This window comes from Mesorhizobium sp. P2_D1 (assembly GCF_056404455.1).
The window spans coordinates 216,209-240,139 of sequence record NZ_JBFUDZ010000002.1 but is presented as its reverse complement, the minus strand read 5'-3'; the positions used below and the strand labels follow the sequence as shown (position 1 = coordinate 240,139).

Here is a 23,931-nt window from a genome sequence, read left to right as displayed (position 1 = left end):
CAAAGCCATTTGCGGCTGGCCGCAATTCCCGCTAAGACGCCGCCGTCTTTACCTGATGCATCATGCATAAACCAAGTGCATGTCGCCCAAGAGTGCACAGCAGTTTTGGGACGACGACATGCACAAAACCAAAAAGCCAGGAACCACGCCGATGACGGAAATCACCGCCACCGCCGAAATGCAGGCCGCCTTGCTTTCGCGGGCGCTGCCTTACATGCAGCGCTACGAGCACAAGACGGTCGTGGTGAAATATGGTGGCCACGCCATGGGCGATATCGAGCTCGGCAAGGCTTTCGCGCGCGACATCGCGCTGTTGAAGCAATCGGGCGTCAACCCGATCGTCGTCCATGGCGGCGGCCCGCAGATCGGCGCCATGCTGGCCAAGATGGGCATCGAATCCAAGTTCGAGGGCGGCCTGCGCGTCACCGACCAGAAGACGGTCGAGATCGTCGAGATGGTGCTGGCCGGCTCGATCAACAAGGAGATCGTGGCGCTGATCAACGCCGAGGGCGAATGGGCGATCGGCCTGTGCGGCAAGGACGGCAACATGGTCTTCGCCGAAAAGGCGCGCAAGACTATGATCGATCCGGACTCCAACATCGAACGCGTGCTCGATCTCGGCTTCGTCGGCGAGCCGGTCGAGGTCGACCGCACCTTGCTCGACCTTCTGGCGCGCTCCGAAATGATCCCGGTGCTGGCGCCGGTGGCACCCGGCCGCGATGGCCACACCTACAACATCAACGCCGACACCTTCGCCGGCGCCATCGCCGGCGCCTGCCAGGCAACGCGCCTGCTGTTCCTCACCGACGTGCCCGGCGTGCTCGACAAGAACAAGAAGCTGATCGACGAACTGACCGTGGCCGAGGCCAAGGCGCTGATCAAGGACGGCACGGTTTCGGGCGGCATGATCCCCAAGGTCGAGACCTGCATCGAGGCGATCGAGCGCGGCGTCGAGGGCGTCGTCATCCTCAACGGCAAGACGCCGCATTCGGTGCTGCTCGAGCTGTTCACCGAACACGGCGCCGGCACGCTGATCGTGCCCTGAGCCGCACGTGGCCCTTTGGTCTTCTGCTGCCGCCTGTCGATCAGGCGGGCTGCGGAAGACGCGCGATGACCTTGATTTCGAAATCGAAGCCCGCCAGCCAGTTCACGCCCACCGCGGTCCAGTTCGTATAGGGCGGTTCGCCGAACGCCTTCAGTCGAACGGCGTCAATCGCTGGCCATTGGGTGGCCGGATCGGTGTGGAAGGTGGTCACGTCGACAATGTCGTCGAACGTGCAGCCGGCGGCCTTCAGCACTGCGGCGAGATTGTCGAAAGCCAGCTGGACCTGCCTTTCGAAGATCGGCTCGGCCGACCCGTCCTCGCGACTGCCGACCTGGCCAGAGACGAACAGGAAGTCGCCCGAGCGGATCGCCGCCGAGTAGCGGTTGATCTCGTAGAGAGCCTGCCGGCCGGCAGGGAAGATCGCGTCGCGTTTGGTCATAGTTCACTCCATTTCAAAACAAGGCAGCCCAGGCCTTTCGGCGTCGCGAATTGGCTTCGCAGGCAGGGCGAGACCCGTTCGCAAGGCTTCAGGGTTTTGGATCACTGCGCTCCACTGTGCGGGACGGCTATTGACATACGCCCCGTATGTTTGATGTGGGTGCATACGCTGCGTATGTCAATACGCATACGCGACGTATATTAATTCAAGAGACGAGCGGTCAGGCATTCGGCGAGATAGTGATCCCAGGCAAAGCCAGCTTGCGCGCCTGATGTCGAACGGTCATCGATTCCTCCTCGGCGTCCTGCGGCGCACCCCAGAACTCGGCAAGCGTCGGGCCGTCTTTCACCCTGCCGTCGCGGACCAGAAATCCCCAGACTTCGCGGAACCAGACGCGACGCCCCATCTGCGTGTACCAGCGCATCGAATGCCGCTGCTCGGGGTCCTTGTGGAACAGGATGCGCGCCAGCGCCTTCGGTCGCGACTGCACCGCCAGTTCGATCAGCTTGACGCTGAAAAACAGCATCCACGGTTTCAGCCGCGTCATCTGCAGCACCTGGTGTTTGTAATCCCACAGGCGCGCATCTTTCTGGATCACCTTGCGATCCCGCGCGATCCTGAAGAACGGTGTCCAGCGATGCGGCGTGACATAAAGCGCCTGGATCTGGTCGGGATCGTAGGCGATGAGCTGGCGAAAGCCGCGCCACAGGTCGCGAAAGCCTTCGTCCTCGAAGCCGGCCACCCAGGTCGCCATCGACAGGATGCCGTTGAGGCGCAGCAGCCTTATCGCCTCGCGGTCGGATGAGGTGCTGCCGCCCTTGCGGATCAATGCAAGCGTCTGTTCGTCGGTATTTTCCATGCCGAGCAGCCAGCGGATGACGCCCGCCTTGCGGTAGAGATGCAGGATGTCGGCATCGCGCACGATGTCGTCGGCGCGGGTCGAGCCGACGATCAGCACCGGTACGTTCTCGGCGATCATGGCGTCGAGAAAGGCGCGCCAGGCTTTCTTCGATACGGTGGGGTTCTCGTCGGCAAGGTTGATCAGCTCGACGCCGTGCTGGCGGTGCAGCCAGGCGATCTCCTTGGCGAATTTCACCGGATCGCGATGCCGCCAGCGGGTCCAGAAGCCGCGCTGGCCGCAATAATTGCACAGATGCGGGCAGCCGCGCGAAAACTGCATGACCACGGCACGCTTGCCGCCCCAGTAGCTGTAGCTGATATGGTCGATCAACTCCCAGCCGACACGGTAGGCGTCGAGATCGGCGATGGTCATTGCCGGCTGCGTGGCGAAGGGACGGCGCAGATCGTCGCGAAAGGCGATGCCCGCCACGCTTGCAGGCGGCTGGTGCATTTCCAGCGCCTCGACCAGCGCCACGACAGTCGCCTCGCCCTCGCCGCGCACGATGAAGTCGAAGACGCCCGTTTCAGCCAGAATGTCGTCCCAGTGGTAGGTCGGAAACACGCCGCCATAGATGATGATGGTCGCTGGCTCGCGCTGCTTGATCATGCGCGCGATCAGCAAGGCGGTCGGGTGCGCCGAGGTCGAGCCGGAATGGCCGATCAGGACGAAATCGGGATCATCGTCCAGCGCATTGCGCACCACCATGTCGAGCGGCATCGGCCCGAACTCGGCGTCGACGAGGCGTACCTGATGGCCGGCATCGATGAGCGGGCCGCCCAGCGCCAACAGGCCGAGCGGCGGCAGGTGATCGTCCGGCACGCGGCTGCCGATGGCGGTGTGCGGTGGATTGATCAGGACGATTTTCATGGCGGACCTCCGACAGTTGGTCCGCGGATGTTGGCCGGCGATATGGACGCCCGATTGGCCCGTTTCAGCAGTTTGCGTGCAGCTTTTCCGCAGGGATGGGCAGGACAGGCACCATCACCGCCTGAGGTGGCCGAGCGGCACGTGGCCGGGGCCCTTGATGTTCTGCAGCACCAGCTGGGTGTGGACATCGCGCACGCCGTCGAGCCGCATCAGCCGGTGCATGACGAAAGCATTGAGCTCGTCGACCGACGGCACCATGACATGCAGCAGGAAATCGTGGTCGCCGGTCATCGTCCAGCATGACGATACCTCGTCCATGCGCTGCACGGCGGCGATGAAGCTTTCAGGCGAGCCGTCGCTGTGGCTGACAAGGCGCACCTGAATGAACACCTCGACCATCAGGCCGACCGCGCGGCGGCTGATCACCGCGGCAAAACCCTTGATGATGCCGGCCTCCTGCAGCGCCTCGAAGCGTCGTGCGCACGGCGTCGTCGATAGCCCGATCTCTTGCGCCAGTTCGGACACCGGCTTGCGCCCGTCGCGCTGCAGGACCTCGAGCATCCTGATCTCGAAATCATCGAATTGAGGCATTTTCACTCCATGAAAGCGTTTCTGGAGTGAATGTTATCCCGAATATCGCGCTCGAGCCATCATCAAAACCGATTTGCCTCGGCAGATCCGGTTATCCTTTCGGCACGTCCGCCATTCATGACTTGCAGGGAGAAGAACCATGACGACGATGAGCATTGCCGAATATGCCCGCGACTGTGCGGCGCAAGGGTTGCGCGGCGACTATTCGGTTTGCCGTGCCGATTTCACCGTAGCGCAGGGTTACGATTACAGCACCGAGGAGCAGGCGGTGTGGCGCACGCTGTGCGACCGCCAGACCAAACTGACGCGCAAGCTCGCCCACCACTCCTATCTCGACGGCGTCGAGAAGCTCGGCCTGCTCGACCGCATCCCCGATTTCGAGGACGTCAGCGCCAAGCTCCGCAAGCTGACCGGCTGGGAGATCGTCGCCGTGCCGGGTCTCATTCCCGCCGCACCTTTCTTCGACCATCTCGCCAACCGCCGCTTCCCGGTCACCAACTGGCTGCGGACCAGGCAGGAGCTCGACTACATCGTCGAGCCGGACATGTTCCATGATTTCTTCGGCCACGTACCAGTGCTGTCGCAGCCGGTGTTTGCCGATTTCATGCAGATGTATGGCCGCAAGGCCGGCGACATCATTGCGCTGGGCGGCGACGAGATGATCACCCGGCTCTACTGGTACACGGCCGAATATGGCCTGATGCAGGAGAACGGCCAGCAGCTGAAGGCCTTTGGCGCCGGCCTGATGTCGTCGTTTACCGAGTTGCAGTTCGCCGTCGACGGCAAGGACGCCCACCACGTGCCGTTCGACCTCGAAACGGTGATGCGCACCGGCTACGAGATCGACAAATTCCAGCGCGCCTATTTCGTGCTGCCGTCCTTCGACGCCTTGCGCGATGCCTTCCAGACCGCCGATTTTGAGGCGATCGTCGCGCGCCGCAAGGGCCAGCCGGCGCTCGACCCGGCGACGGTTTGACCGTTCAGCCGGCCTCGGCCTTCAGCCGTGCCAGCTGGGCGCGCTGCAGGTCGAGGGCGGCGTTGACGAAGCGCGATATGGTCGCTAGCTCGGCGTTGCTGAAGGTCGCGATGACCTTTTCGCCCTCCTTCGCGATGGCGCCATAATAGCGCGCCGACAGGTCCCGCGTGGCCTCGGTCGCCTCTATCACCACCTTGCGCCTGTCCTCGAGACTACGGGTGCGTGTAAGCAGGCCGCGCGCCGCCAGCCGGTCGATCAGCGCTGTGACAGCCGCCGGCGTCAGTCCGGTTGCGGTGGCGATCGCACCGGCCGATTGCGGGCCGCCATGGAGCAGGCCGATACAATGGCGTTCGGCCATGTTCAGCCCCAGCCTCAGCCCCACCGCCTCGTCATAGGCCTGCGTCGCGTCCTGCCATTGCATGATGGCAAGGCCGATGGCCGTCGTCATTTCGGTCCGATTCTCGCTTGACGAATTTATTTCGATCATCTAACTATCAATCTGTCTAACATTTAGACTATCTCAATAATATGCGGTTGCAGCGCCCACAAGGCAAGAGCCGGCCGCCATCATGGAGTGAAAAAATGAGCTTGATTCAACAGCGTACGCCCCTCTCGCATGAGGAAGAGTTCAAATATGCCAAGCTGGCCATGGAATGGTACGGATGGGGATCTCCCATCGGCCTGGGCATTTTGCTCGTGGCGCTGGCCGCTGCCGCGGTTCTGGTGCGCATCGCCGTCTACGGCTTCTGAGCCAGAGCAATTCCGGGAAAGGCGCGTAGCGCTTTCCCTCAGGGAATTGCATAAAAAAAAATCGATGCCGCACATCAGCCGGCGCCATCACTGGCGCCGGCTCCCGTGGAACCGTCAGACGGTGACCACCTTGCTCAGATGGTCACCTAGCCGGCAGGCCAGAGCGGTGATCGTCGTCGTCGGATTGCATTCGCCCGACGTGCAGAACACCGAGGAGCCACCGACATAGAGATTGTCCATGCCGTGCACCTTGCAGTTGGCGTCGACAACGCTCTTGGTGACGTCGGTGCCCATCCGCGTGCCACCCATATGATGATGGCCCGCCGTCTCGTCGTTGGTCGGGTAGTCGCCGCCATTGCTAATCCAGTCGGCAATGCGCACCCGGCCGAGATTCTTCTCGATCAGTGTCGTGCCGAACAGCCTAAGCCCTTCGAGAAGGGTGCGGTGTTCCAGCTCCGATTTCTTCCAGTGCAGCTCGATGCGCGGCACGCCGGCATGGTCGACATCGGTCGTCGACAGTTCGATCCGGTTGGAGGCCAGCGGTGCCTGTTCCCAGGCAACATAAAGCTGGGCCGCGCAGCGCAGATTCTGGCTGAGCTTGGCGGACATCCATTCGGCCATGTCTGGCGCCGTGCAGGCGAGGTCGGCGATCAGGCTCTTGACGCCCGGATAGGGTGTCTCGATCAGCCTGATGCCGAAATTCATGATCTGTAGCCGCTCCATGGCGGCAAGCGTCGGCGAGAAGAAGACCTCGTTGACGGCATCGACCTCGAACTCGCCATAGTCGGCCAGGATGGCATTGCCGCCCTCGAAGGTCGGATGCTCCATCCAGTAGCGGCCAAGCGCCGTCGCATTCGGCACGACGCCGGAGTTCGAGCGCTGGTTCGACCACAGAAGCAGGCGCGAATTCTCCAGTCCGCCGGTGCAGACGATGAAATAGTCCGCGCTGAAGGCGCCGGCATCCTGCCCGTTGGACCACAGCCTGGCGCCCGTCACGCGTTTGCCGTCGCCGGCAAGTTCAGTGGCGTAGGTGTTGAGCACGACCGCGATGTTCCCGCTCTTGTCGAGCTCGTCAGCGAATTTCTCGCCGAAGCGCACCGCCGGGCTCTTGATCAGCTGCACCCAGCGAATGTCGTCGGAGACCGGCACGTCCGGCCGGAAACCGGGAAGTTCGAGGATATCGTGCACTTCCGGCAGATAGGGTTCGATGTCGGCGCGGCGAATCGGCCAACCCGTGTCGGGCGCCCAGGCCTTAGGCTCGAAATCCTGTTTGTCGAGCACGCGGCACCAGCCTGCCCAGTGGTTCGAACTGCCGCCCATGAACCGCAGCCGGGTGACGTCGAGATCGAAGTAGAAATCACCGACCGTCGTGCCACGGTAGAAATCCTGCGACTCGTCGCTGAATTCACGCGAGCCGGCCTCCAGCACCACGACCGGAATGCCGGCGGCGCCAAGCTTGCGGGCAATGGTGGTGCCGGCCGGGCCGGAGCCGAGGATGCAGACCTTGGCAGTGAAATTCGCGGCGCGAAACGCATCGTAGCTGTCGAAGATCATGCCAGATCGCTCCGCTTCAGGATCCAGCCATTGATCTCGACGATCTCGTTCAGATCGGCCCGTGTCGGGTCGGCTCGGTTTGGATCAGCATGCGAGGCATCGGCGTCAGGCAGCGTGCGGAACAGGGACAGGGCAGGCAGTGCGATCAACGCCTGCACAATCGTGCGGCGGGATATTTTCTTGATGAAGAAACTCATGGCTGGTCTCTCGGGTGGGGGCTTCGACGGCGCATGGCGTTACCTGAACGACGGGTCCCGGAACGGCACATGCATCGCGGCAGAAGCCAGTATTGTGCCACGCTACCCGCTAAGCAGCGAAAACCGGGTAAACGGCGTAACCAAGTGTGAACAGGGTTAGGATTTCCTTAACGGGCCGGATCCAGTGGATCGGCGGCCTGATCACGCCGCCTCGGAAATGTCCGTGTCGAGGATCGTCAGATTGCGGCCCCGGTGCTTGGCCTGGTAGAGGCGCCGGTCGGCGGCGCGCATCAGGTCCGATACGCTGATGTCCTCGCCGCAGACGGTTCCGCCGATGCTGACCGTGAGCGGAACGGTCCGCTCGTCGACGGGCCGGAAGCGGATCAGCTCGACTTCGCGGCGAATGCGCTCGGCGACGCGCTTGGCCTCCTGCTCGGTGGCGCCGATCAGCAAGGCGCCGAACTCCTCGCCGCCGATGCGGCCGAGCACATCGCCGCTGCGCACGCCGCGTTCGATCGCGCTGGCGATCAAGAGCAGTGCGTCATCGCCGGTCAGGTGGCCAAAATTGTCGTTGATCCTCTTGAAGTGGTCGGCGTCGATGATCAGCAGCGCCCCGCGATCGGACTTGCGGCGGGAACCATCGAGGGCGGCAAAAAAGTTTTCCCGGTTGAGCATACCGGTCATGTCGTCGCGGCTCGCCTTGTCCGCCAGGCGGCGATGCGCGGCGGCGAGCTGGGCATGGGCTCGGGCAAGGTCGCGATGGGCGCTTTTCAGCCTGTCGCTTTGCCAGAAAGTGCTTGCGCTGGCGACCCAGGCGAGGACCAGCGGACAGAGCGTGGTGGTCAGCCAGATCGTGCGGTTGACCGGAAATCCCATCGCTGGAACGATGATCAGCGTCAAAAGGAGAGAGGCTGCGACAGAGGCAAAAGCAACGGCGGCGGATCTCAAAATTATGCTATTCATCGCGTGCTCCCACAGGTCTGCCTCTGTGCCAGCAAGCCCTGAAGGCTACCTTTCCCGGATGCTTAAAATTTGAAGGGTGACGCTATTTCCGCGACTCTCGGCGCGCATAAGTTGTGGATAAAGTCTCTTTCAGAATGTCTGTTTCATGCCATAAGGAGCGCATGACCACGCTGCCTGACCCCGCCCGCTTCGCTCATGTCACCGACTGGGTGTTCGACCTCGACAACACGCTCTATCCGCATCATTCGAATCTGTTCTCGCAGATCGACGTCAAGATGACCGCCTATGTCGGCGAACTGCTGGCATTGCCTCGCGAGCAGGCACGCAAGCTGCAGAAGGAGCTCTATCTGGAATATGGCACGACGTTGAACGGACTGATGACGCGCCACGGCATCGACCCCGACGATTTCCTCGAGAAGGTGCATGACATCGATTATTCGTGGCTGGTGCCCGATCCTGTTCTCGGCACCGCCATCCGCCAGCTTCCGGGCCGCAAGTTCATCTTCACCAACGGCGACCGCAGGCACGCCGAACGCACCGCGCGCCAGCTCGGCATCCTCGACCATTTCGACGACATCTTCGATATCGTCGCCGCCGGGCTCAATCCCAAACCGGCACGCCAGACCTACGAGAAATTCGCCGAACTCCACGCCGTCACCGGCCACAATGCGGTGATGTTCGAGGACCTTGCCCGCAACCTTGCGGTGCCGAAGTCGCTGGGCATGACCACGGTGCTCGTCGTGCCACGCAATTTCGAGCCGACCTTTTCCGAGATCTGGGAGCGCGACCCGGCCAACGAGGATGATGTCGATTTCGTCACCGACGACCTCGCCGGCTTCCTGACCGCGATCGTCGAGGTCACCGCCTGAGGTTCATGGATATTCAGGTGATGCCGGCCTGCAAACGGCGGCTTCCTGCGCTTTCGGTGCTCACGTACCCGAACGTACGCTCCGCTCCGGTTCTCGGAACCCACCGTTTTCGGCTCGGCCTGACCTGAATCTCGATGAACCTCGAACCGTCAGTGCTCTCACAGATTGTAGAAGCGGCTGATGATCCCCCAGGCCTCGTCGGCGGTGTCAACGAAATCGATGATGTCCTGGTCGCCCGGGCTGATCGTGCCCTGTTCGGCGAGGAAATCGAGATCGATCGCGCGTTTCCAGAAGGATTTGCCAAACAGGATCACCGGCACGCGCTCCATGCGCCCGGTCTGGATCAGGGTCAGCGTCTCGAAGAACTCGTCCATCGTGCCGAAGCCGCCGGGAAACACCGCGACCGCCTTGGCGCGCATGACGAAATGCATTTTGCGAATGGCGAAATAGTGGAAGTTGAAGCAGAGCTCCGGCGTCACATAGGCGTTCGGCGCCTGCTCGTGCGGCAAGACGATGTTGAGCCCGATCGATGGCGCGCCGACGTCGTCGGCGCCACGATTGCCGGCTTCCATCACGCCGGGCCCGCCGCCGGTCACCACGACATATTCGCGGTAGTATGACGCCGCCGACTGCTGCGAGCACAGCCGCGCGAACTTGCGCGCCTCCTCGTAGTATTTGCTGTTTTCCTCGAGGTTCCTCTTCTGCGTCTCGTTCTTGGCCGCCCAGGCCTCGCCGCCGGGTTCCGGCAGGCGTGCGCCGCCGAACAGGATCACCGTCGAGCGGATGCCGCGTTCGGCCAGGATCATTTCCGGCTTCAAGAGTTCGAGCTGCAGCCTGACCGCCCGCAGTTCGCGCCGCGTCATGAACTCGGGATCGTTCCAGGCGAGCCGGTATGTCTCGGCACGCGTCTGCGGCGTGTCCGGCACGCTCTTCGACCGCTCCAGATCCTCGTCCGAATGCGGCAGCGGCGTCCACCCCGCCTTTTCCATAGGAGTCATAATTACCTTACCCGTCCAATTTCTTCACTTGCGCCGTCCCATGGCGCAGCCACGATTGACCCCCATTGAGCCTTAACATAAGCAGGTTCCGCAAAAGTGTCCGGCGGTTTTGCGACAAGAACCTGCTACATGCAAAGACCCAGGCGGGCAAAGCCTGCCCAGGGGTCCGCGCGACGTTCAAAACAGGGTAAGGCGCGGCCCCTTAACAGCTTGGTAATGGAGCAAATTCATGTCGAAGCCCGATCTGGCGAGTCTCGAAAAGACCATTGAGAAGGCCTTCGAGGAACGCGACGCGATTTCGACGGCGACCCGCGGCGAAACCCGCGACGCCATCCAGTCGGCGCTCGACCTGCTCGACCGCGGCACCGTCCGCGTCGCCGAGCGGCAGGCCGACGGCAAATGGCATGTCAACCAGTGGCTGAAGAAGGCCGTGCTGTTGTCCTTCCGGCTCAACCCGATGGAGATCATCAAGGGCGGTCCCGGCCAGGCCGTGTGGTGGGACAAGGTGCCGTCGAAGTTCGACGGCTGGAGCGCCGTCGACTTCGAGAAGGCCGGCTTCCGCGCCGTGCCGTCGTCGATCGTGCGCCGTTCCGCCTATGTCGCGCCGGGCGCCGTGCTGATGCCGTCCTTCGTCAATGTCGGCGCGTATGTCGACAGCGGCACCATGGTCGACACCTGGGCTTCGGTCGGCTCCTGCGCCCAGATCGGCAAGAACGTGCATCTGTCGGGCGGCGTCGGTATCGGCGGCGTGCTGGAGCCGATGCAGGCCGGCCCGACCATCATCGAGGACAATTGCTTCATCGGCGCGCGCTCGGAAGTGGTCGAGGGCTGTATCGTGCGCGAAGGCTCGGTGCTCGGCATGGGCGTGTTCATCGGCCAGTCGACCAAGATCGTCGACCGTGCCACCGGCGAAGTCTTCTACGGCGAAGTGCCGCCGAATTCCGTCGTTGTCGCCGGGTCGATGCCTGGCAAGCCTTTTCCGAACAACGAGCCAGGCCCGGGTCTTTACTGCGCCGTCATCGTCAAGCGGGTCGACGCCAAGACCCGCTCCAAGACCTCGATCAACGAATTGCTGCGCGATTGATCTTTCCCGGAAACGGACGCACCTTCCGCCGGCGCGACAATGAGTCGCGCGTGACTGATGGAGGGGTGACATGGACTGGAAGTATCTGCTGACCAGCTACGAGGGTCGCATCAACCGTGCCAAGTTCTGGGCTTGTGTCGGCGTTGTCTTTGTCGGCGGGATCATCGCGACGATCCTCGACAACATACTCGGCACGACGTTCAACCAAATGCCCTACGGCTTTATCTATTTGCTCTACTCGCTCGCCATGCTCTATTCGATCTTCGCCGTCTACGCCAAGCGCTGGCACGATCGCGGCAAGTCCGGCTGGTGGAGCCTGATCATCCTCGTGCCGATCATCGGCGGGATCTGGTTTCTGGTGGAGTGCGGCATTCTCGAAGGCGCCAAGGGCGCCAATCAATATGGACCGGACCCGATTGCCTGACAGATCAGATCTCACCTGGCTTTTCTTCAAAACATCGGGCCGCGTCAGTCGCGCGGCCTATTTTCTTGGCGGGTTGCTCGTCGCCATCATACAGGCCTTTCCGCTCTACCGCTTCACGCTGGTGCCGGAAGGCTCGGCCGAGAGCAACATGTGGTCGTTCATCTTCTTCGTCGCCTTCATCGCCTCGCTATGGTCGAACATCGCGCTGGCGGTGAAGCGGTTGCACGACCTCGACAAGCCGGGCATTGCCGCGCTGATCCTGTTCGTGCCGGTGGTCTCGATCGTCGCCTTCCTTGTGTTGTGCCTGTTTCCAGGGCAGCCTGGGCCCAACCGCTATGGCCGGCGCACCAACGAGCCGGCGCAATCCTGAGGGCTGATCGGACATGCGCTACCGCACGCTTGATCCGAAACTGATCATCGACACCGCCGAACGGCTGGAGGGCCGCGTCGCCGAGCGCTTTCCCAACGCCGGACTGCGCGGCGTCGCCGCCGAACTGGTGTCGCTGTCGCGCGATCTGACCAAGGCGGCTCAGGCGCTCGAAGCGCCGATCTGGTGGCTGCGCGGGCTCATCGTCGCCGCCGTCGTCGCCGGCGCGCTGGTCTTCCTGTTCGTCGGCACCATCCTGCCGCTGATTCACATCTCCCAGGCCGACGACGCGGTTCAGTCGGTGCAAGGCATCGAAGCCACGATCAACATGATGATCCTCGCCGTGCTCGGCTTCCTGGCGCTGGTCCGCACCGAGGAGCGCATCAAGCGCAAGCGGGTGTTTCGCCAGCTGCACGGCCTGCGGTCGCTGATCCATGTCATCGACATGCACCAGCTGACCAAGGATCCGGCGGCCCTCTCGGCCAATTTCAAGCCGACCTCGCACTCGCCGGCCCGCATCACCAATGCCGCCGACCTGGCGCGCTACCTCGACTATTGCTCCGAAATGCTGTCGATCACCGGCAAGATTGCCGCGCTGTTCGCGCAGTCGGTCAATGACGACGTGGTCATCGACGGCGTCAACGACATCGAGAACCTGGCGTCCAACCTGTCGCGGAAAATCTGGCAGAAGATCACGCTGATCGAGGCCCATCCGGCGGCGCAACAACCTGCTCCGGCGCCAGGCCCGGCGAGCCAAGCCGCCCCGCCTCCGCCGCGCGCACCAAGGCGGTAACCTTTTTAAGCAGGGGCGCCGGCGTACCCGTCTGTTCGGCGAGGCCGAGCACCGCCCCCTGCAGTTCGCCGATCTCCGTCGGCCTGCCGCGTTGAAGATCGTCCCACATTGACGAACGCGCTTGCGGGTCGATCGCCAGCATGCGCCGCGCCAGCAGCCCGAACAGCCAGTCCGGCAGCCTGAGCACCTTCGGCAGCAGTGCCGGCCGCAAGCCGGCGATCCGCGCCGGCTCGATGCCGGACGCTTTCATCGCCGTGAGCGCCTCGTCGATCTGGCCGGCCAGGATCATCCGCCAGCGACGGTCGGCGAGTTCGCTCGCCAACGGCAGGCCGGACAGCGCCACCAGCGCGTTGTTCAAATTCATCAGCAGCTTGCCCCACAGCACGGCCTTCATGTCGCCATGGGTTTCGACCGCAGACCCTTCGACACCGAGAAGGCCAGCCAGGCCGGCATCACCGTCTTCGATCATCACCTTGCCGTCGCTGGCGCGGTGCACACGCAGCGGCAACTCGCCGTCCGGGGATTGCACCACGTTGAACGGCACCATGCCGGCCAGCACCGTCCGGCCGTCGAGCCCGGCGCGCAGCCTGTCGGCATTGTCGACGCCGTTCTGCAGGCTGATCACCACCGCATCGCGGTGGGCGTGAGCCCTGATGAGGTCTGCCATATCCTGCGTCGCGCCGCTCTTGACCGTGACCAGGATCACATCCGCCTGGGACAGGGCGACAGCCGGATCGGCGGTGACGACAAGCGCGTCCGGCGCGATCATGCGGTCGCGGCCCTGGAGGTCGCTGACCCGCAGTCCGCGCTGCCGCAACGCCGCCTCGATGCGCGGCCGCGCCAGCAGGATCACCCGGCGCCCGGCGAGTGCCAGGCAGCCGCCGGCATAGCAGCCGATGCTGCCGGCGCCGGCAATGACGATCCTCTTGTCCGCATTTGCCATCCCGTCGCTCCGCACCGGCCCGCAACTATACGACATGAAAACCATAATGTCGGCGCCATCACTGGCCCTTATGTCTGGCCGTGACAGGCCCGCCGCTTTCGATTATCGCTTTTGCCATGACGCTGCCGACCGATCCCGCCGAGAACCTCGCCGCCCTTATCCGTTGCGCTTCGGTGACGCCCGCCGAAGGCGGCGCGCTGACTGCGCTGGAGACGATGCTGAAACCGCTCGGCTTCCTGGTCGATCGGCCGGTGTTTTCGGAAGATGGCACGCCGGACATCCAAAACCTCTATGCCAGGCGTTCAGGCAACGGCCCGCATCTGATGTTCGCCGGCCACACCGACGTGGTGCCGGTCGGCGACGAAGCCGCCTGGACGCATCCGCCCTTCGGCGCCGAAATCGCCAATGGCGAGATGTATGGCCGGGGCGCCGTCGACATGAAGGGTGGCATTGCCTGTTTCATCGCCGCCGTGGCGCGCCATGTCGAGGACAATGGCGGCCCGAAAGGCTCGATCTCGCTGCTGATCACCGGCGACGAGGAAGGGCCGGCCATCAACGGCACGGTTAAGCTGCTCGAATGGGCGGCTTCCAGGGGCGAGAAATGGGATGCCTCGATCGTCGGCGAGCCGACCAACCCCGACGCGCTTGGCGACATGATCAAGATCGGCCGCCGCGGCTCGATGTCGGGGGCCATCACCGTCAACGGCCGCCAGGGCCATGTCGCCTACCCGCAGCTTGCCGATAATCCGGTGCGGGGGCTGATGGGCCTGGTCGACGCCTTGCTGCATCCTGTCTTCGACAAGGGAACCAGGGACTTCCAGCCGACCAATCTGGAGGTCACCTCCATCGACGTCGGCAACCCGGCCACCAATGTCATTCCGGCCAAGGCGACCGCGACCTTCAACATCCGCTTCAACGACACCTGGACGGCCGAGACCGTGCAGGCGGAAATCCACAACCGGCTCGATCAGGCGGCCAAGCGCAAGAAGTACCGGCAGGGCAAGAAGACGCCGGTCGACTACGACCTTGTTTGGCGCGACCGGCCGAGCCATGTCTTCCTGACCCGTGACGACAGGCTGGTCGAAACGCTGCGCGGTTCGATCAGGTCGGCGGTCGGCAAGGAGCCGACGCTGTCGACATCGGGAGGCACCTCGGATGCGCGCTTCATCAAGGACTATTGTCCGGTGGTCGAGTTCGGGCTGGTCGGGAAGACCATGCACATGGTCGACGAGCGCGTCGCCATTGCCGATCTGGAAACGCTGACCCAAATCTACCAGCGGTTCATCGAAGACTGGTTCGGGCAGGCATGAGCATGCTTTCAGCGGACGAAACCCAAGCTTCGCTGATGGGCGCCTGGCGGTTGATGCTCGGCAAGGCCGACGGCCTGCGCCTGCTCGACCTGTCGGCCGACGGCTTCTGGAATTCCTTTTTTGCCATCATCGTTGCCACACCGGCGCTGATCGTCGGCTGGGTCGGCATCGCCAACGAGATCGGCGATCCCGAGGCCTTTGCCGGACGCTTCAGCATGCTGTTGCGCCTGGCGACGGTCGATATCGGCTCCTGGGTGCTGCCGCTCATCGCTCTGGCCCTGGTCGCGCCGCGCGCCGGCATTGGCGGCCGCTTCGTCCATTATGTCGTTGCCAGCAACTGGGCCTCGGCCATCACCGCCTGGCTGATGCTGCCCTCGGCGCTGATCAGGCTTTTCCTGTCGTCGGCAAGCCAGGTTTCGAGCCTTGTGTCGCTGCTGCTGTTTGCCCTGTCCATGGTGCTGACCTGGCGCATGACCAACACCACAATCGGCAAGGGCGTAGCCATCGGCTCCGCCGTTTTCGTCGGCATGTTCATCGCTTCGCTGTTGGCGCTGTTCGGCCTGCAGGCGCTGCTCGGCATCTCCGTGCCGGACGATGTCGGGTCTCAGAGCCTTTCCGGGTTCATCTCGGGATAGAGCCTTATGGGGCTCTATCCTGGATAATCGACGCCCTCGGGATAATCGACACCAATAAGAAAAAGCCCGTCGGGCGGCGCCACCTGGCCGCAGGCGGCGCGGTCGTGCGCATCGAGCGCCGCTTTCAGGTCGGCGACGGTCCAGGCGCCTTCGCCGACACGTTTGAGGGAGCCGACCATCGAACGCACCTGATTGTGCAGGAACGAGCGCGCCGAAGCCTTCACCTCGATCAGGTCGCCCTCTCGGCCCACATCCAGCCGCTCCAGCGTCCTGATCGGGCTGTTGGCCTGGCATTGGGTCGACCGGAAGGTGGTGAAGTCATGCCGACCGAGCAGGACTTTCGCCGCTTCGTGCATGGCGCCGGCGTCGAGCCGTTTCGGCACCCACCACACCTTGCCCTTGTCGATCGCTGCCGGCGCGCGACGGTTGAGGATGCGGTAGACATAATGGCGGCCGGTGGCTGAGAAGCGCGCGTCGAAGCTGTCTGCGACGACCGTCGCCTTCAGGACGGCGATATGTGCGACGGCCATCTGCAGATGTGCGTTGACGGCATCACGCACCTTGTCGCCCGACCACGCCTTGGCGAGGTCGACATGCGCCACCTGGGCGGTTGCGTGCACGCCGGCATCGGTGCGGCCGGCGGCGCGCAACCGGACCTCTTCGCCGCAGAATTTTTCGATCGCCTGTTCGATCGCTTGCTGCACCGAAGGCTGATCCGCCTGGTGCTGCCAGCCGGCAAACAGACTACCGTCATATTCGATGTCGAGGCGAAAACGCGGCATGCTAGAGCATGATGCCGAAAAGTGTGAAGCGGCTTTCGGACGACATCATGCTCTATCTCTTTGAGTTAGAGGCGCATTCAGATGCCGCTTACGCGGCGAGTGCCGACCCGAAGGCCGAGGCGTAGACCAGCCTGCCGGCTTCCGGGGCGTCGCCCCAGGTCAGTGCCTGCAGGGCCTCGCTCTGGTACTCGCTCTCGAACTTTTCGGCGCGGGCATGGGTGTAGCCGAAACGGCTGTAATAGGCCGGATCACCCAGCACCACGGCCAGCGTCTCGCCGGCATCCCTGAGGCGGATATGCGCCTCGCGGATCAGCGCGCCGCCAATGCCGCTGCCATGGAACGAGGGCTCGACCGCCAGCGGCGCGAGCGCCACGGCCGCAAAGTTCTTGCCGCCGCTCTGCACGAACAGTCGCGAAAACAGGATATGGCCGACCACCTGGCCGTCCTCTTCCGCCACCAGTTCGGCAACGGCGTCGCCGCCGGTCACCAGCGCGTCGACCAGTCCGGCCTCCGCCTGCTGGCCGAAAGCGTGTTCCTCGACGAGGCGGATGGCCTCGCGATCCCGCGGCGTCGCCGCGCGTATCGACATCATGCTCATGAGAATTTCATTCCTTTTTCGATCTTGGCCCCGCGCAGGAATTCCGACGCGGCAGCGGGCCTTCCGCCCGCCCGTTGAACTTCGACCAGACTGATCGCGCCTGCCCCGCAGGCGACCGTCAGCCGGTCATCGAGAATTCCTCCCGACTCGCCGGCGCCTTGCGATAGCGTCGAGCGAAGCAGTTTCAGCCGCTCCGGGCGGCCGCCAATTGCAATCTCGGACCAAGCCCCGGGAAAGGGCGACAGGCCACGAATGGTATTGTGCACTTCGCTCGCCGAGCGAGTCCAGTCCAAGCGAGTCTCAGATTTATCGATTTTTTTGGCGTAGGTCACCCCTTCCACCGCTTGTGCGGTAAATGTCAGGGTGTTCCTTTCCAGTCGCGCCAGCGCTTCCACCATCAGTGCAGCACCGACACTCATCAACCGATCATGCAGATCGCCGGCAGTCATATCGGGTTCGATGGCGCATTTTTCAACCATTGCCACCGGGCCGGTGTCCAGGCCCACTTCCATGCGCATCACCATCATGCCGGTTTCGCTGTCCCCGGACATGATCGCGCGCTGGATCGGCGCGGCACCCCGCCAGCGCGGCAAAAGCGAGGCATGGCCGTTGATGCAGCCAAGCCGGGGGGCCTCCAGAACTGCCTTCGGCAGCAGCAGGCCATAAGCGACGACCACTGCGACATCGGCCCGCAGGGCGCGGAAAGCGGCCTGCTCGGCCCCGCCTTTGAGCGATACCGGTGTGCGTGTCTCGATGCCCAGCCGCTCCGCCTCGCGCTGTACCGGCGACGGCGTCAGCTCAAGCCCGCGCCGTCCGGCGGCGCGCGGCGGCTGCGTATAGACGGCAGCAACTTCATGTCCGGCCTCGGCGATGGCACGCAGCGCCGGCACCGAAAACTCCGGCGTGCCCATGAAGATGACGCGAAGGGGCATTTCCCCTATCCCACCATCTTGCCTGGCGCCTTGTCCCTGGCGAGCTTCTTGAACTTCTTCACCACCATGTCGCGCTTCAGCTTCGAGATGTGGTCGATGAACAAGACGCCATTGAGGTGGTCGATCTCATGCTGCAGGCAGGTCGCCATCAGCCCCTCGGCCTCGATCTCCTGCAGCTTGCCGTCGCGGTCGAGATAATTGACCCGCACGGCTGCCGGGCGTTCGACCTCGGCATAGTAGTCCGGGATCGACAGGCAGCCTTCCTCGTAGACGGAGCGCGTGTCGGCGCTGCTCAGGATTTCCGGGTTGATGAAGACATGCGGTGCCGGCGTCTCGTCTTCCTTGGCCAGATCGATCACCAGCATGCGCACCGGTTCGCCGATCTGGATTGCCGCCAGACCGATGCCGGGCGCGTCATACATGGTCGCCAGCATGTCGTCGGCTAATTTGCGCAAAGGCCCGTCGACGCGCTCCACGGGCTTGGAAACCTGGCGCAGGATGGGGTCGGGAAGGATGATGAGCGGCTTGATCGGCATGGCGTTCCACCTAAGACCTCCAGCGAAAAGCGTCAACCGGGGCGCCGGGGCGCCGTTCACGTTTTGATCTGTGCCAGCCCCGCGAATCGGCTATGCTGTCCACATGAATGATCTGACATCCATCCTTTCGGAGCCTGTCGCCCGGCTTGGCGCCTCCACGATCACGCTCGGCCATGCGCTGGCCGTCGGCGCATTGCTGTTTGTCGGCCTGTTCGTGGCGCTTGTCATCGCGCTGTGGCGTTCGGCCAAGGCGCGCGCCGTCGCCGCCGCTGAGGCCGCCGATCATGCCCGCGACGCCGAGGCGCGGATGGCCGGCATTTTGCAAAGCCAGGCCGAGATGCAGGGCCGCATGGGCGCCATCGCCGAAGTGTTCGGAGCACGCCAAGCCGAGCTGACGCAGTCGATCGGCCAGCGCCTCGACGCCATGACCGGCCGCATCGGCCAGACCATGACCGAGCAGACCAAATCCACGCATGAGAGCCTGGCCAAATTGCAGGAACGGCTGGCGATCATCGACACCGCGCAAGGCAACATCCAGTCGCTTGCCGGCCAGGTCGTGCAGTTGCAGGCGATCCTTTCCAACAAGCAGACGCGCGGCGCCTTCGGCCAGTCGCGCATGGAGGCGATCGTTGCCGACGGCCTGCCCCATGGCGCCTACGAGTTCCAGGCAACGCTGTCGAACGGCAGCCGGCCGGACTGCCTGGTGAAGATGCCGAATGGCGCGCCGTCGCTTGCCATCGATGCCAAATTTCCGCTCGAAGCCTGGAACGCCATCCGCGCCGCCGATGGCGCCGACCTGCAGAAGGTTGCTGCCCAGGCCTTCCGCCGCGACATCGAGATCCATGTCCGTGATATATCCGAGAAATATCTGATCCAGGGCGAGACGCAGGACACCGCCTTCATGTTCGTGCCGTCGGAATCGGTGTTCGCCGAGATTCACGAGAATTTCGAGGCCATCGTCCACAAGGCGCACCGCGCCCGCGTCGTCATCGTCTCGCCGTCGCTGCTGATGCTGTCGATCCAGGTCATCCAGGCCATCCTCAAGGACGCCCGCATGCGCGAACAGGCGCATCTGATTCAGGGCGAGGTCATCCGGCTGATGGAAGACGTTGCGCGCGTCGACGAGCGGGTGCGCAAGCTGCAGGTCCATTTCGGCCAGTCGGCCAAGGACATCGACGACATCCTCGTCTCGACGTCGAAGGTCACCAGGCGCGGCCAGAAGATCGAGGCGCTGGAGTTCGGTGAGCAGCCCGACGGTGAGGCTGGCCCCGAAGCCGCATCACGGGCTGCAACCGCGAAGGTCGAGACAGGGACCCGCGTCGCCGATTCGAAGACCGGGCAGCTCAGGCTGAGGGTCGTCGAAGGCGACGACTGACGCCGCAGCGGCGCTACTGCTCCTCCACGGTGGTCATGCCCTGGAATTCCGGCAGCCAGTGCAGCGCTGAACTGTGCCATTTCTGCTGTGTCGGGACCAAATCCTCGCGTTGCCGCGCGGTTCCCGCTCGAATTCCATAGACCTTTGGACCATCTCCAACCGAGGTGGCGTAAAGGTGCGAGCCGCAGTCGGCACAAAAAGCCTGGGCGCGCTTGGCGCCGCTTGCCCCGGTCTTGATATAGATTTTCGGCGTACCGTTGGTGATCCGGTAGTGATCCTCAGGCGCCGGAACAGTCACCCGAAAGGCCGTGCCGGTCAGTTTCTGGCAGTCAGTGCAGTGGCAGATCGAGGTCTTTTCCGCGTCGACCTCCGCCTCGTAGGTGATAGCGCCGCAATGGCAGCCGCCGTCGATTTTCATTTTGTTTCTCCCTGCTTCGCCGACATCTTAACCGGCCTGATCCGGCTCGTCTCCTGACGCGGCTTCAACAATCTTGCGCCGCTGTTCCCAGGTCCCGGTGGTCTGCGGCTTGACGAACAGCCTGGCGATCTCCGGCATCTCTGTTTTCAGCCGCGCCTCCAGGCGCTCCACACAGGCTTCAATCTCCGGCGCCGTCAGGTGATCCTCGAACTCGATGCTGAGAGCAGCGACGATCTCTTGCGGTCCCATGTGGACGGTCAGAACGCCGTTCGCCTGCTGCACCGCCGGATCCTGCTGGACGATCGCCAGCACGTGTCTCTGCACCTCTGGGGAGGCCGGCTCGCCGATCAGCAGACCCTTGCTTTCGCGGGCCAGGAAGATCGCCGTCGCGCCCAGGATCAACCCAATGCCGATCGAGGCGGCGCCGTCGAGCTCCGGCATCTCCAGCAGTTCCGCCGCAAGGATGCCGGTAAAGGCGACGATCAGGCCGAGCAAGGCGGCGCTGTCCTCGAACAGCACGGTGTAGACGCTGGGGTCCTTGCTCGACTGCACGGCCTGCAGCCAGCCCTGCTTGCCCTTCTGCTGGCGGAACTCCTTCAGCGCCACCAGCCAGGAGCTGCCCTCGAACAGGAAGGACAGGCCAAGAACGATGTAGTTCACCTTGGCGTTGACGACCGGCTCCGGCGCCATGATGTGGATCACACCTTCGTAGAAGGAGACGCCGGCGCCCAGCGCGAAGACCAGAAGGGCGACGATGAAACTCCAGAAATAAAGCTCGCGGCCGTGACCGAGCGGATGCGTCCGATCGGCCGGGCGGGCGGCGCGGTGCATGCCATAGAGCAGCAGGCCGCCATTGCCGGTATCGACCAGTGAGTGCACGCCTTCCGACAGCATCGCCGAACTGCCGGTGAAGAAAGCGGCGGCGAACTTGGTCAATGCGATGGCGAGATTGCCGGCGAGCGCCGCGTAGATCACCCTTTTTGAGCCGCCATGCCCGGCCATGATGCTGCCCCCGTTCAAGGCGCCAGTCTAACGGCCAGCCCGTCAAAGCTCCACAAGACCATAACGCGCGAACCGTCGGCTCGTTCGGTCGGCTATTCGACGACCTCGTCGGTCCAAACTTTGAAACCGGCGAGCGTGCCCGGCCCGAAGATATGGGTCAGCGGCACGTCGGCGGCGTCACGACCGGAGGCGATCAGGATGCGGCCGATGCGCGGCGCATTGTTGCGCGGGTCGAAGGCATGCCAGCGGCCGCCGAGATAGACTTCCATCCAGGCGGCGAAATCCATGCTCGACCACGGCTTCGGCGTGCCGATGTCGCTGATGTAGCCGGTGCAGTAGCGCGTCGGGATGTTGAGCGCCCGGCAGAAGGTGACCGCGAGATGTGCGAAGTCGCGGCAGACACCACTCTGTTCGCGATAGGCTTCCGCTGCGGTACGTGTCGGCCGCGCGTTGCCGTAGTTGAAGACGATGTGATTGTGGACGAAGTCGCAGACCGCCTGCACGCGCGCAATGCCGAGCGGCGTGTGGCCGAACAGCCGCCACGCCTCGCTCGCCAACAGGTCGCTCTCGCAAAAGCGGCTGGGCAGCAGAAATAGCAGTGTATCCGCCGGCAGGTCGCGCACCTCGTGCTGCCAGGCCATCAGGTCGCCCATCTCGAAGGTGCCGGGATCGCGGATCACCGCGTCGGTGCCAAAAGTAAACCGCCCTGGCGGAGCGACGAACCGGTTGCACCAATTGCCGAAACTGTCGCGATAACTCTCGATCGGCACGGGCGGGTTGGAGGTCAAAAAGTCGGGCCGCTCAAGGTCGGAGGCGCGGGAATAGTGAACATTCAGCATCGCGATGAGCGGGGTTTCCTGGGGAAAGTCGAAGCTCATCTCGCAGCCGATATGGATTCGCATTGTCGTCCTGACCGGCCTGCCTGTTCATCGCCCGGCGAAAAGCCGGGCTGATGCTGCAGTGCGAAGATGACCATGGCACGGACCGGCGTGGTTTACGAGCAAATTAGAAACCGGTTAAAAGCGGCTGGCTGGCGGTGTCGATAGGCGCTGGCCTCTTGCAGTCGGACGTTTCTCTTGTTTCACTTCGCTTCCCGCAATCGGAGGAACGAATCATGGCTAAAGGTGCGATGAAGGCAGGCAAGGAAGCCCGCAAGCCGAAGAAGGATGCCAAGAAGCCAGCCCCGGCTCCGGCCCTGAAGGCGCCGCCGGTCAAGGCGATGAAGCTCAAGGACAAGTAGGTCCGGGCCGTACCCGTCCGAACGGGATTGCGACCGGCAATGTTGTTGCCGGTCGTTGTTGATCGAGCGCTCGAATTTCTTATATTGGCGGGGCGGGGACGACCTCGCGCTTTCCCCGAAAATCCGGCCGGGACGACCCGCCATTGTTGATTGAGCGTCGGATACCGAATCCGAATTCGGTCCGATGCTTTGATGGAGCGTAGTCGATGGCGTGGATTTTTCTGTTTTTTGCCGGCCTGTTCGAGATCGGCTGGGCAATCGGCCTCAAATACACGGACGGCTTCTCGAAGCTGATGCCGACCGTGCTGACCGTTGCCTCGATGATCGTCAGCCTCACTCTGCTCGGCCTGGCGCTGAAGGCGCTGCCCGTCGGTACCGCCTATGCGGTGTGGACCGGCATCGGCACCGTCGGCACGGCACTGCTCGGCATCTGGCTGCTCGGCGAGCCGGCCACCGCGATCAGGCTGGCCTGCATCGCGCTCATTGTCTGCGGCATCATGGGGCTGAAGTTCGCCGCCTGATAATACCGCTCTATCTCTTTGTTTTACGCAATTCCCTGAGGGAAAGCGCTACGCGCTTTTCCTGGGAAAACCGCTTCACACTTTTCCTGGAATTGCTCTAAAGCGCGTCGCGTTTGGCCGGATTCGGGTGAGGCGCTTTAGGGTCTTGCATGTCGTCCTCCCAAAACCGGGGCCTCATTTGCGAGACATGCATTGGACAAACACGTTCAGGGCCGCTGCAAGGCGACCCTGATCTTTGAAGCAGATTGCTCCGTTGCCTGGAGGCTAGCGGGCGGAGAAGCCCGGAGGCGTCCTGCCCGTGCGCTGTTTGCGCGCTGCATAACGCGCGTCGCGCTTGGCCTTGCGTTCGGCTTCGTCGGCCAGCAAACGGGCGATGCGCTCGTTTTCTTCGGCTTCCCGAATCTTGGCTTCAGCCTGTGCCGCCTCTTCGGCCGCGATGCGTGCCGCTTCGGCTGCTGCCTCGCGCTCGGCCTTCTCGACCGCCTCGCGTGCCAGCTTTTCCTGCTTCAGCCTGGCCTTCTCAGCCTCGCGTATCTGGCGAGCCTCGAGGATTGCCTTGCGTTCGGCCTGTCGTGCCAGCACCGTCGGATCGTCTGCTGCCGGCTTTGACTTGAAGCGCTCCAGAAGCGCCTTCTTTGCCTCGTTTGCGGCATTGCGCCGCTCGAAAATGTCTTTTTCCCTGTAGATAGCCAAGTCCACTTCCCTGAAGTCAATTCGCGACGCTTACATACGCGCGAATGCCGAGAGTTCAAGCGCCAAAACGGCATGCCAGCCATGAAATTCCGCGATGTTGCACCTGGGAGACGTATTTTCGGCCGGAA

The 23,931-nt window shown here is 63.4% G+C and carries 30 protein-coding genes; 13 read left to right on the top strand and 17 right to left on the bottom strand.

What is annotated here, in order from left to right:
* Positions 1-151: 151 nt before the first annotated feature.
* Positions 152-1,045 (top strand): acetylglutamate kinase, encoded by an 894-nt coding sequence (gene argB / locus AC1D0I_RS03730; RefSeq protein ID WP_112559011.1) that lies wholly within the window; start codon positions 152-154, stop codon positions 1,043-1,045.
* 40 nt (positions 1,046-1,085) lie between these two features.
* Here argB and AC1D0I_RS03725 read toward each other — a convergent pair whose 3' ends face one another.
* The 3 genes from AC1D0I_RS03725 to AC1D0I_RS03715 form a co-directional block, all read right to left on the bottom strand.
* Complete coding sequence (locus AC1D0I_RS03725; RefSeq protein ID WP_477393143.1) at positions 1,086-1,484, bottom strand: RidA family protein; 399 nt, start codon at positions 1,482-1,484, stop codon at positions 1,086-1,088.
* Positions 1,485-1,704: 220 nt separating this feature from the next.
* Positions 1,705-3,252, bottom strand: coding sequence for a magnesium-protoporphyrin IX monomethyl ester anaerobic oxidative cyclase (gene bchE / locus AC1D0I_RS03720; protein ID WP_477393141.1), 1,548 nt, complete (start codon positions 3,250-3,252; stop codon positions 1,705-1,707).
* Between the two features lie 114 nt (positions 3,253-3,366).
* Complete coding sequence (locus AC1D0I_RS03715; protein WP_457151639.1) at positions 3,367-3,843, bottom strand: Lrp/AsnC family transcriptional regulator; 477 nt, start codon at positions 3,841-3,843, stop codon at positions 3,367-3,369.
* 139 nt (positions 3,844-3,982) lie between these two features.
* Here AC1D0I_RS03715 and phhA point away from each other — a divergent pair, with 139 nt between their 5' ends.
* Complete coding sequence (gene phhA / locus AC1D0I_RS03710; RefSeq protein ID WP_477393139.1) at positions 3,983-4,819, top strand: phenylalanine 4-monooxygenase; 837 nt, start codon at positions 3,983-3,985, stop codon at positions 4,817-4,819.
* Between the two features lie 4 nt (positions 4,820-4,823).
* Here the strand turns inward: phhA and AC1D0I_RS03705 are convergent, their stop codons facing one another.
* Entirely contained in the window at positions 4,824-5,306 is a 483-nt protein-coding gene (locus tag AC1D0I_RS03705; protein ID WP_477393137.1) for a MarR family winged helix-turn-helix transcriptional regulator, read from the bottom strand.
* Positions 5,307-5,401: 95 nt separating this feature from the next.
* Here AC1D0I_RS03705 and AC1D0I_RS03700 point away from each other — a divergent pair, with 95 nt between their 5' ends.
* Positions 5,402-5,569 carry a hypothetical protein gene (locus tag AC1D0I_RS03700; protein WP_184872957.1) on the top strand — a complete coding sequence of 56 codons (168 nt, stop codon included), beginning with the start codon at positions 5,402-5,404 and terminating at the stop codon, positions 5,567-5,569.
* Between the two features lie 114 nt (positions 5,570-5,683).
* On the opposite strand, the gene AC1D0I_RS03695 is transcribed toward AC1D0I_RS03700, so the two are convergent.
* From AC1D0I_RS03695 to AC1D0I_RS03685, 3 genes are all read right to left on the bottom strand, one after another.
* Positions 5,684-7,123 carry a GMC oxidoreductase gene (locus AC1D0I_RS03695; protein WP_477393135.1) on the bottom strand — a complete coding sequence of 480 codons (1,440 nt, stop codon included), beginning with the start codon at positions 7,121-7,123 and terminating at the stop codon, positions 5,684-5,686.
* Positions 7,120-7,320 (bottom strand): hypothetical protein, encoded by a 201-nt coding sequence (locus AC1D0I_RS03690; RefSeq protein WP_095083471.1) that lies wholly within the window; start codon positions 7,318-7,320, stop codon positions 7,120-7,122. The genes AC1D0I_RS03695 and AC1D0I_RS03690 overlap by 4 nt, the downstream gene beginning before the upstream one ends.
* Before the next feature lie 201 nt (positions 7,321-7,521).
* On the bottom strand, positions 7,522-8,283 hold the full coding sequence (locus AC1D0I_RS03685) for a GGDEF domain-containing protein (protein WP_477302730.1): 762 nt from the start codon (positions 8,281-8,283) through the stop codon (positions 7,522-7,524).
* 161 nt (positions 8,284-8,444) lie between these two features.
* Here AC1D0I_RS03685 and AC1D0I_RS03680 point away from each other — a divergent pair, with 161 nt between their 5' ends.
* Entirely contained in the window at positions 8,445-9,152 is a 708-nt protein-coding gene (locus AC1D0I_RS03680) for a pyrimidine 5'-nucleotidase (protein WP_457152932.1), read from the top strand.
* A gap of 158 nt (positions 9,153-9,310) precedes the next feature.
* On the opposite strand, the gene AC1D0I_RS03675 is transcribed toward AC1D0I_RS03680, so the two are convergent.
* Positions 9,311-10,150: an LOG family protein gene (locus AC1D0I_RS03675; RefSeq protein WP_457152931.1), complete on the bottom strand. Its 840-nt coding sequence runs from the start codon at positions 10,148-10,150 to the stop codon at positions 9,311-9,313.
* Between the two features lie 229 nt (positions 10,151-10,379).
* Between AC1D0I_RS03675 and dapD the strand changes: the two genes are divergently transcribed.
* The 4 genes from dapD to AC1D0I_RS03655 all read left to right on the top strand — a co-directional run bounded on the left by dapD (position 10,380) and on the right by AC1D0I_RS03655 (position 12,818).
* A complete protein-coding gene (gene dapD / locus AC1D0I_RS03670; RefSeq protein ID WP_477393133.1) occupies positions 10,380-11,234 on the top strand; it encodes a 2,3,4,5-tetrahydropyridine-2,6-dicarboxylate N-succinyltransferase in 855 nt (284 codons plus the stop codon).
* A gap of 70 nt (positions 11,235-11,304) precedes the next feature.
* On the top strand, positions 11,305-11,658 hold the full coding sequence (locus AC1D0I_RS03665; protein WP_477393131.1) for a DUF805 domain-containing protein: 354 nt from the start codon (positions 11,305-11,307) through the stop codon (positions 11,656-11,658).
* The gene (locus AC1D0I_RS03660) at positions 11,651-12,028 is read left to right on the top strand and encodes a DUF805 domain-containing protein (protein WP_056593418.1); all 378 of its coding nucleotides are present in this window, start codon (positions 11,651-11,653) and stop codon (positions 12,026-12,028) included. Before AC1D0I_RS03665 ends, AC1D0I_RS03660 begins: the two co-directional genes overlap by 8 nt.
* Positions 12,029-12,041: 13 nt before the next feature.
* Positions 12,042-12,818 (top strand): hypothetical protein, encoded by a 777-nt coding sequence (locus tag AC1D0I_RS03655; RefSeq protein ID WP_477393129.1) that lies wholly within the window; start codon positions 12,042-12,044, stop codon positions 12,816-12,818.
* Here the strand turns inward: AC1D0I_RS03655 and AC1D0I_RS03650 are convergent.
* Positions 12,718-13,761: a 2-dehydropantoate 2-reductase gene (locus tag AC1D0I_RS03650; protein WP_477393127.1), complete on the bottom strand. Its 1,044-nt coding sequence runs from the start codon at positions 13,759-13,761 to the stop codon at positions 12,718-12,720. The genes AC1D0I_RS03655 and AC1D0I_RS03650 overlap by 101 nt on opposite strands.
* 116 nt (positions 13,762-13,877) lie before the next feature.
* On the opposite strand from AC1D0I_RS03650, the gene dapE reads away from it, so the two are divergent.
* Together dapE and AC1D0I_RS03640 are read left to right on the top strand one after the other, a co-directional pair.
* Positions 13,878-15,071: a succinyl-diaminopimelate desuccinylase gene (dapE, locus tag AC1D0I_RS03645; RefSeq protein WP_477393125.1), complete on the top strand. Its 1,194-nt coding sequence runs from the start codon at positions 13,878-13,880 to the stop codon at positions 15,069-15,071.
* Between the two features lie 2 nt (positions 15,072-15,073).
* Positions 15,074-15,706: a transporter gene (locus tag AC1D0I_RS03640; protein WP_477393261.1), complete on the top strand. Its 633-nt coding sequence runs from the start codon at positions 15,074-15,076 to the stop codon at positions 15,704-15,706.
* A gap of 14 nt (positions 15,707-15,720) precedes the next feature.
* On the opposite strand, the gene truA is transcribed toward AC1D0I_RS03640, so the two are convergent.
* From truA to def, 4 genes are all read right to left on the bottom strand, one after another.
* Complete coding sequence (truA, locus tag AC1D0I_RS03635) at positions 15,721-16,488, bottom strand: tRNA pseudouridine(38-40) synthase TruA (protein ID WP_477393123.1); 768 nt, start codon at positions 16,486-16,488, stop codon at positions 15,721-15,723.
* Positions 16,489-16,576: 88 nt separating this feature from the next.
* Positions 16,577-17,086, bottom strand: coding sequence for a GNAT family N-acetyltransferase (locus AC1D0I_RS03630; protein ID WP_095083451.1), 510 nt, complete (start codon positions 17,084-17,086; stop codon positions 16,577-16,579).
* Entirely contained in the window at positions 17,083-18,018 is a 936-nt protein-coding gene (gene fmt / locus AC1D0I_RS03625; RefSeq protein ID WP_477393121.1) for a methionyl-tRNA formyltransferase, read from the bottom strand. Before fmt ends, AC1D0I_RS03630 begins: the two co-directional genes overlap by 4 nt.
* 5 nt (positions 18,019-18,023) lie before the next feature.
* Positions 18,024-18,554, bottom strand: a complete 531-nt coding sequence (def, locus tag AC1D0I_RS03620) for a peptide deformylase (RefSeq protein ID WP_095083447.1) — start codon at positions 18,552-18,554, stop codon at positions 18,024-18,026.
* 103 nt (positions 18,555-18,657) lie between these two features.
* On the opposite strand from def, the gene AC1D0I_RS03615 reads away from it, so the two are divergent.
* Positions 18,658-19,929, top strand: a complete 1,272-nt coding sequence (locus tag AC1D0I_RS03615) for a DNA recombination protein RmuC (RefSeq protein ID WP_477393119.1) — start codon at positions 18,658-18,660, stop codon at positions 19,927-19,929.
* A 13-nt stretch (positions 19,930-19,942) separates the two neighbouring features.
* Here the strand turns inward: AC1D0I_RS03615 and AC1D0I_RS03610 are convergent, their stop codons facing one another.
* From AC1D0I_RS03610 to AC1D0I_RS03600, 3 genes are all read right to left on the bottom strand, one after another.
* Positions 19,943-20,347 carry a GFA family protein gene (locus AC1D0I_RS03610; protein WP_477393117.1) on the bottom strand — a complete coding sequence of 135 codons (405 nt, stop codon included), beginning with the start codon at positions 20,345-20,347 and terminating at the stop codon, positions 19,943-19,945.
* A gap of 27 nt (positions 20,348-20,374) precedes the next feature.
* Positions 20,375-21,349: a cation diffusion facilitator family transporter gene (locus AC1D0I_RS03605; RefSeq protein WP_477393115.1), complete on the bottom strand. Its 975-nt coding sequence runs from the start codon at positions 21,347-21,349 to the stop codon at positions 20,375-20,377.
* 92 nt (positions 21,350-21,441) lie between these two features.
* Positions 21,442-22,251, bottom strand: a complete 810-nt coding sequence (locus AC1D0I_RS03600) for a transglutaminase-like domain-containing protein (protein ID WP_457152961.1) — start codon at positions 22,249-22,251, stop codon at positions 21,442-21,444.
* Between the two features lie 212 nt (positions 22,252-22,463).
* On the opposite strand from AC1D0I_RS03600, the gene AC1D0I_RS03595 reads away from it, so the two are divergent.
* Together AC1D0I_RS03595 and sugE are read left to right on the top strand one after the other, a co-directional pair.
* On the top strand, positions 22,464-22,589 hold the full coding sequence (locus tag AC1D0I_RS03595; RefSeq protein WP_013528464.1) for a hypothetical protein: 126 nt from the start codon (positions 22,464-22,466) through the stop codon (positions 22,587-22,589).
* 206 nt (positions 22,590-22,795) lie between these two features.
* Positions 22,796-23,110: a quaternary ammonium compound efflux SMR transporter SugE gene (gene sugE / locus AC1D0I_RS03590; RefSeq protein WP_095083439.1), complete on the top strand. Its 315-nt coding sequence runs from the start codon at positions 22,796-22,798 to the stop codon at positions 23,108-23,110.
* A 264-nt stretch (positions 23,111-23,374) separates the two neighbouring features.
* Here the strand turns inward: sugE and AC1D0I_RS03585 are convergent, their stop codons facing one another.
* The gene (locus tag AC1D0I_RS03585; protein ID WP_184872979.1) at positions 23,375-23,803 is read right to left on the bottom strand and encodes a DUF6481 family protein; all 429 of its coding nucleotides are present in this window, start codon (positions 23,801-23,803) and stop codon (positions 23,375-23,377) included.
* Between the last annotated feature and the right edge of the window lie 128 nt (positions 23,804-23,931).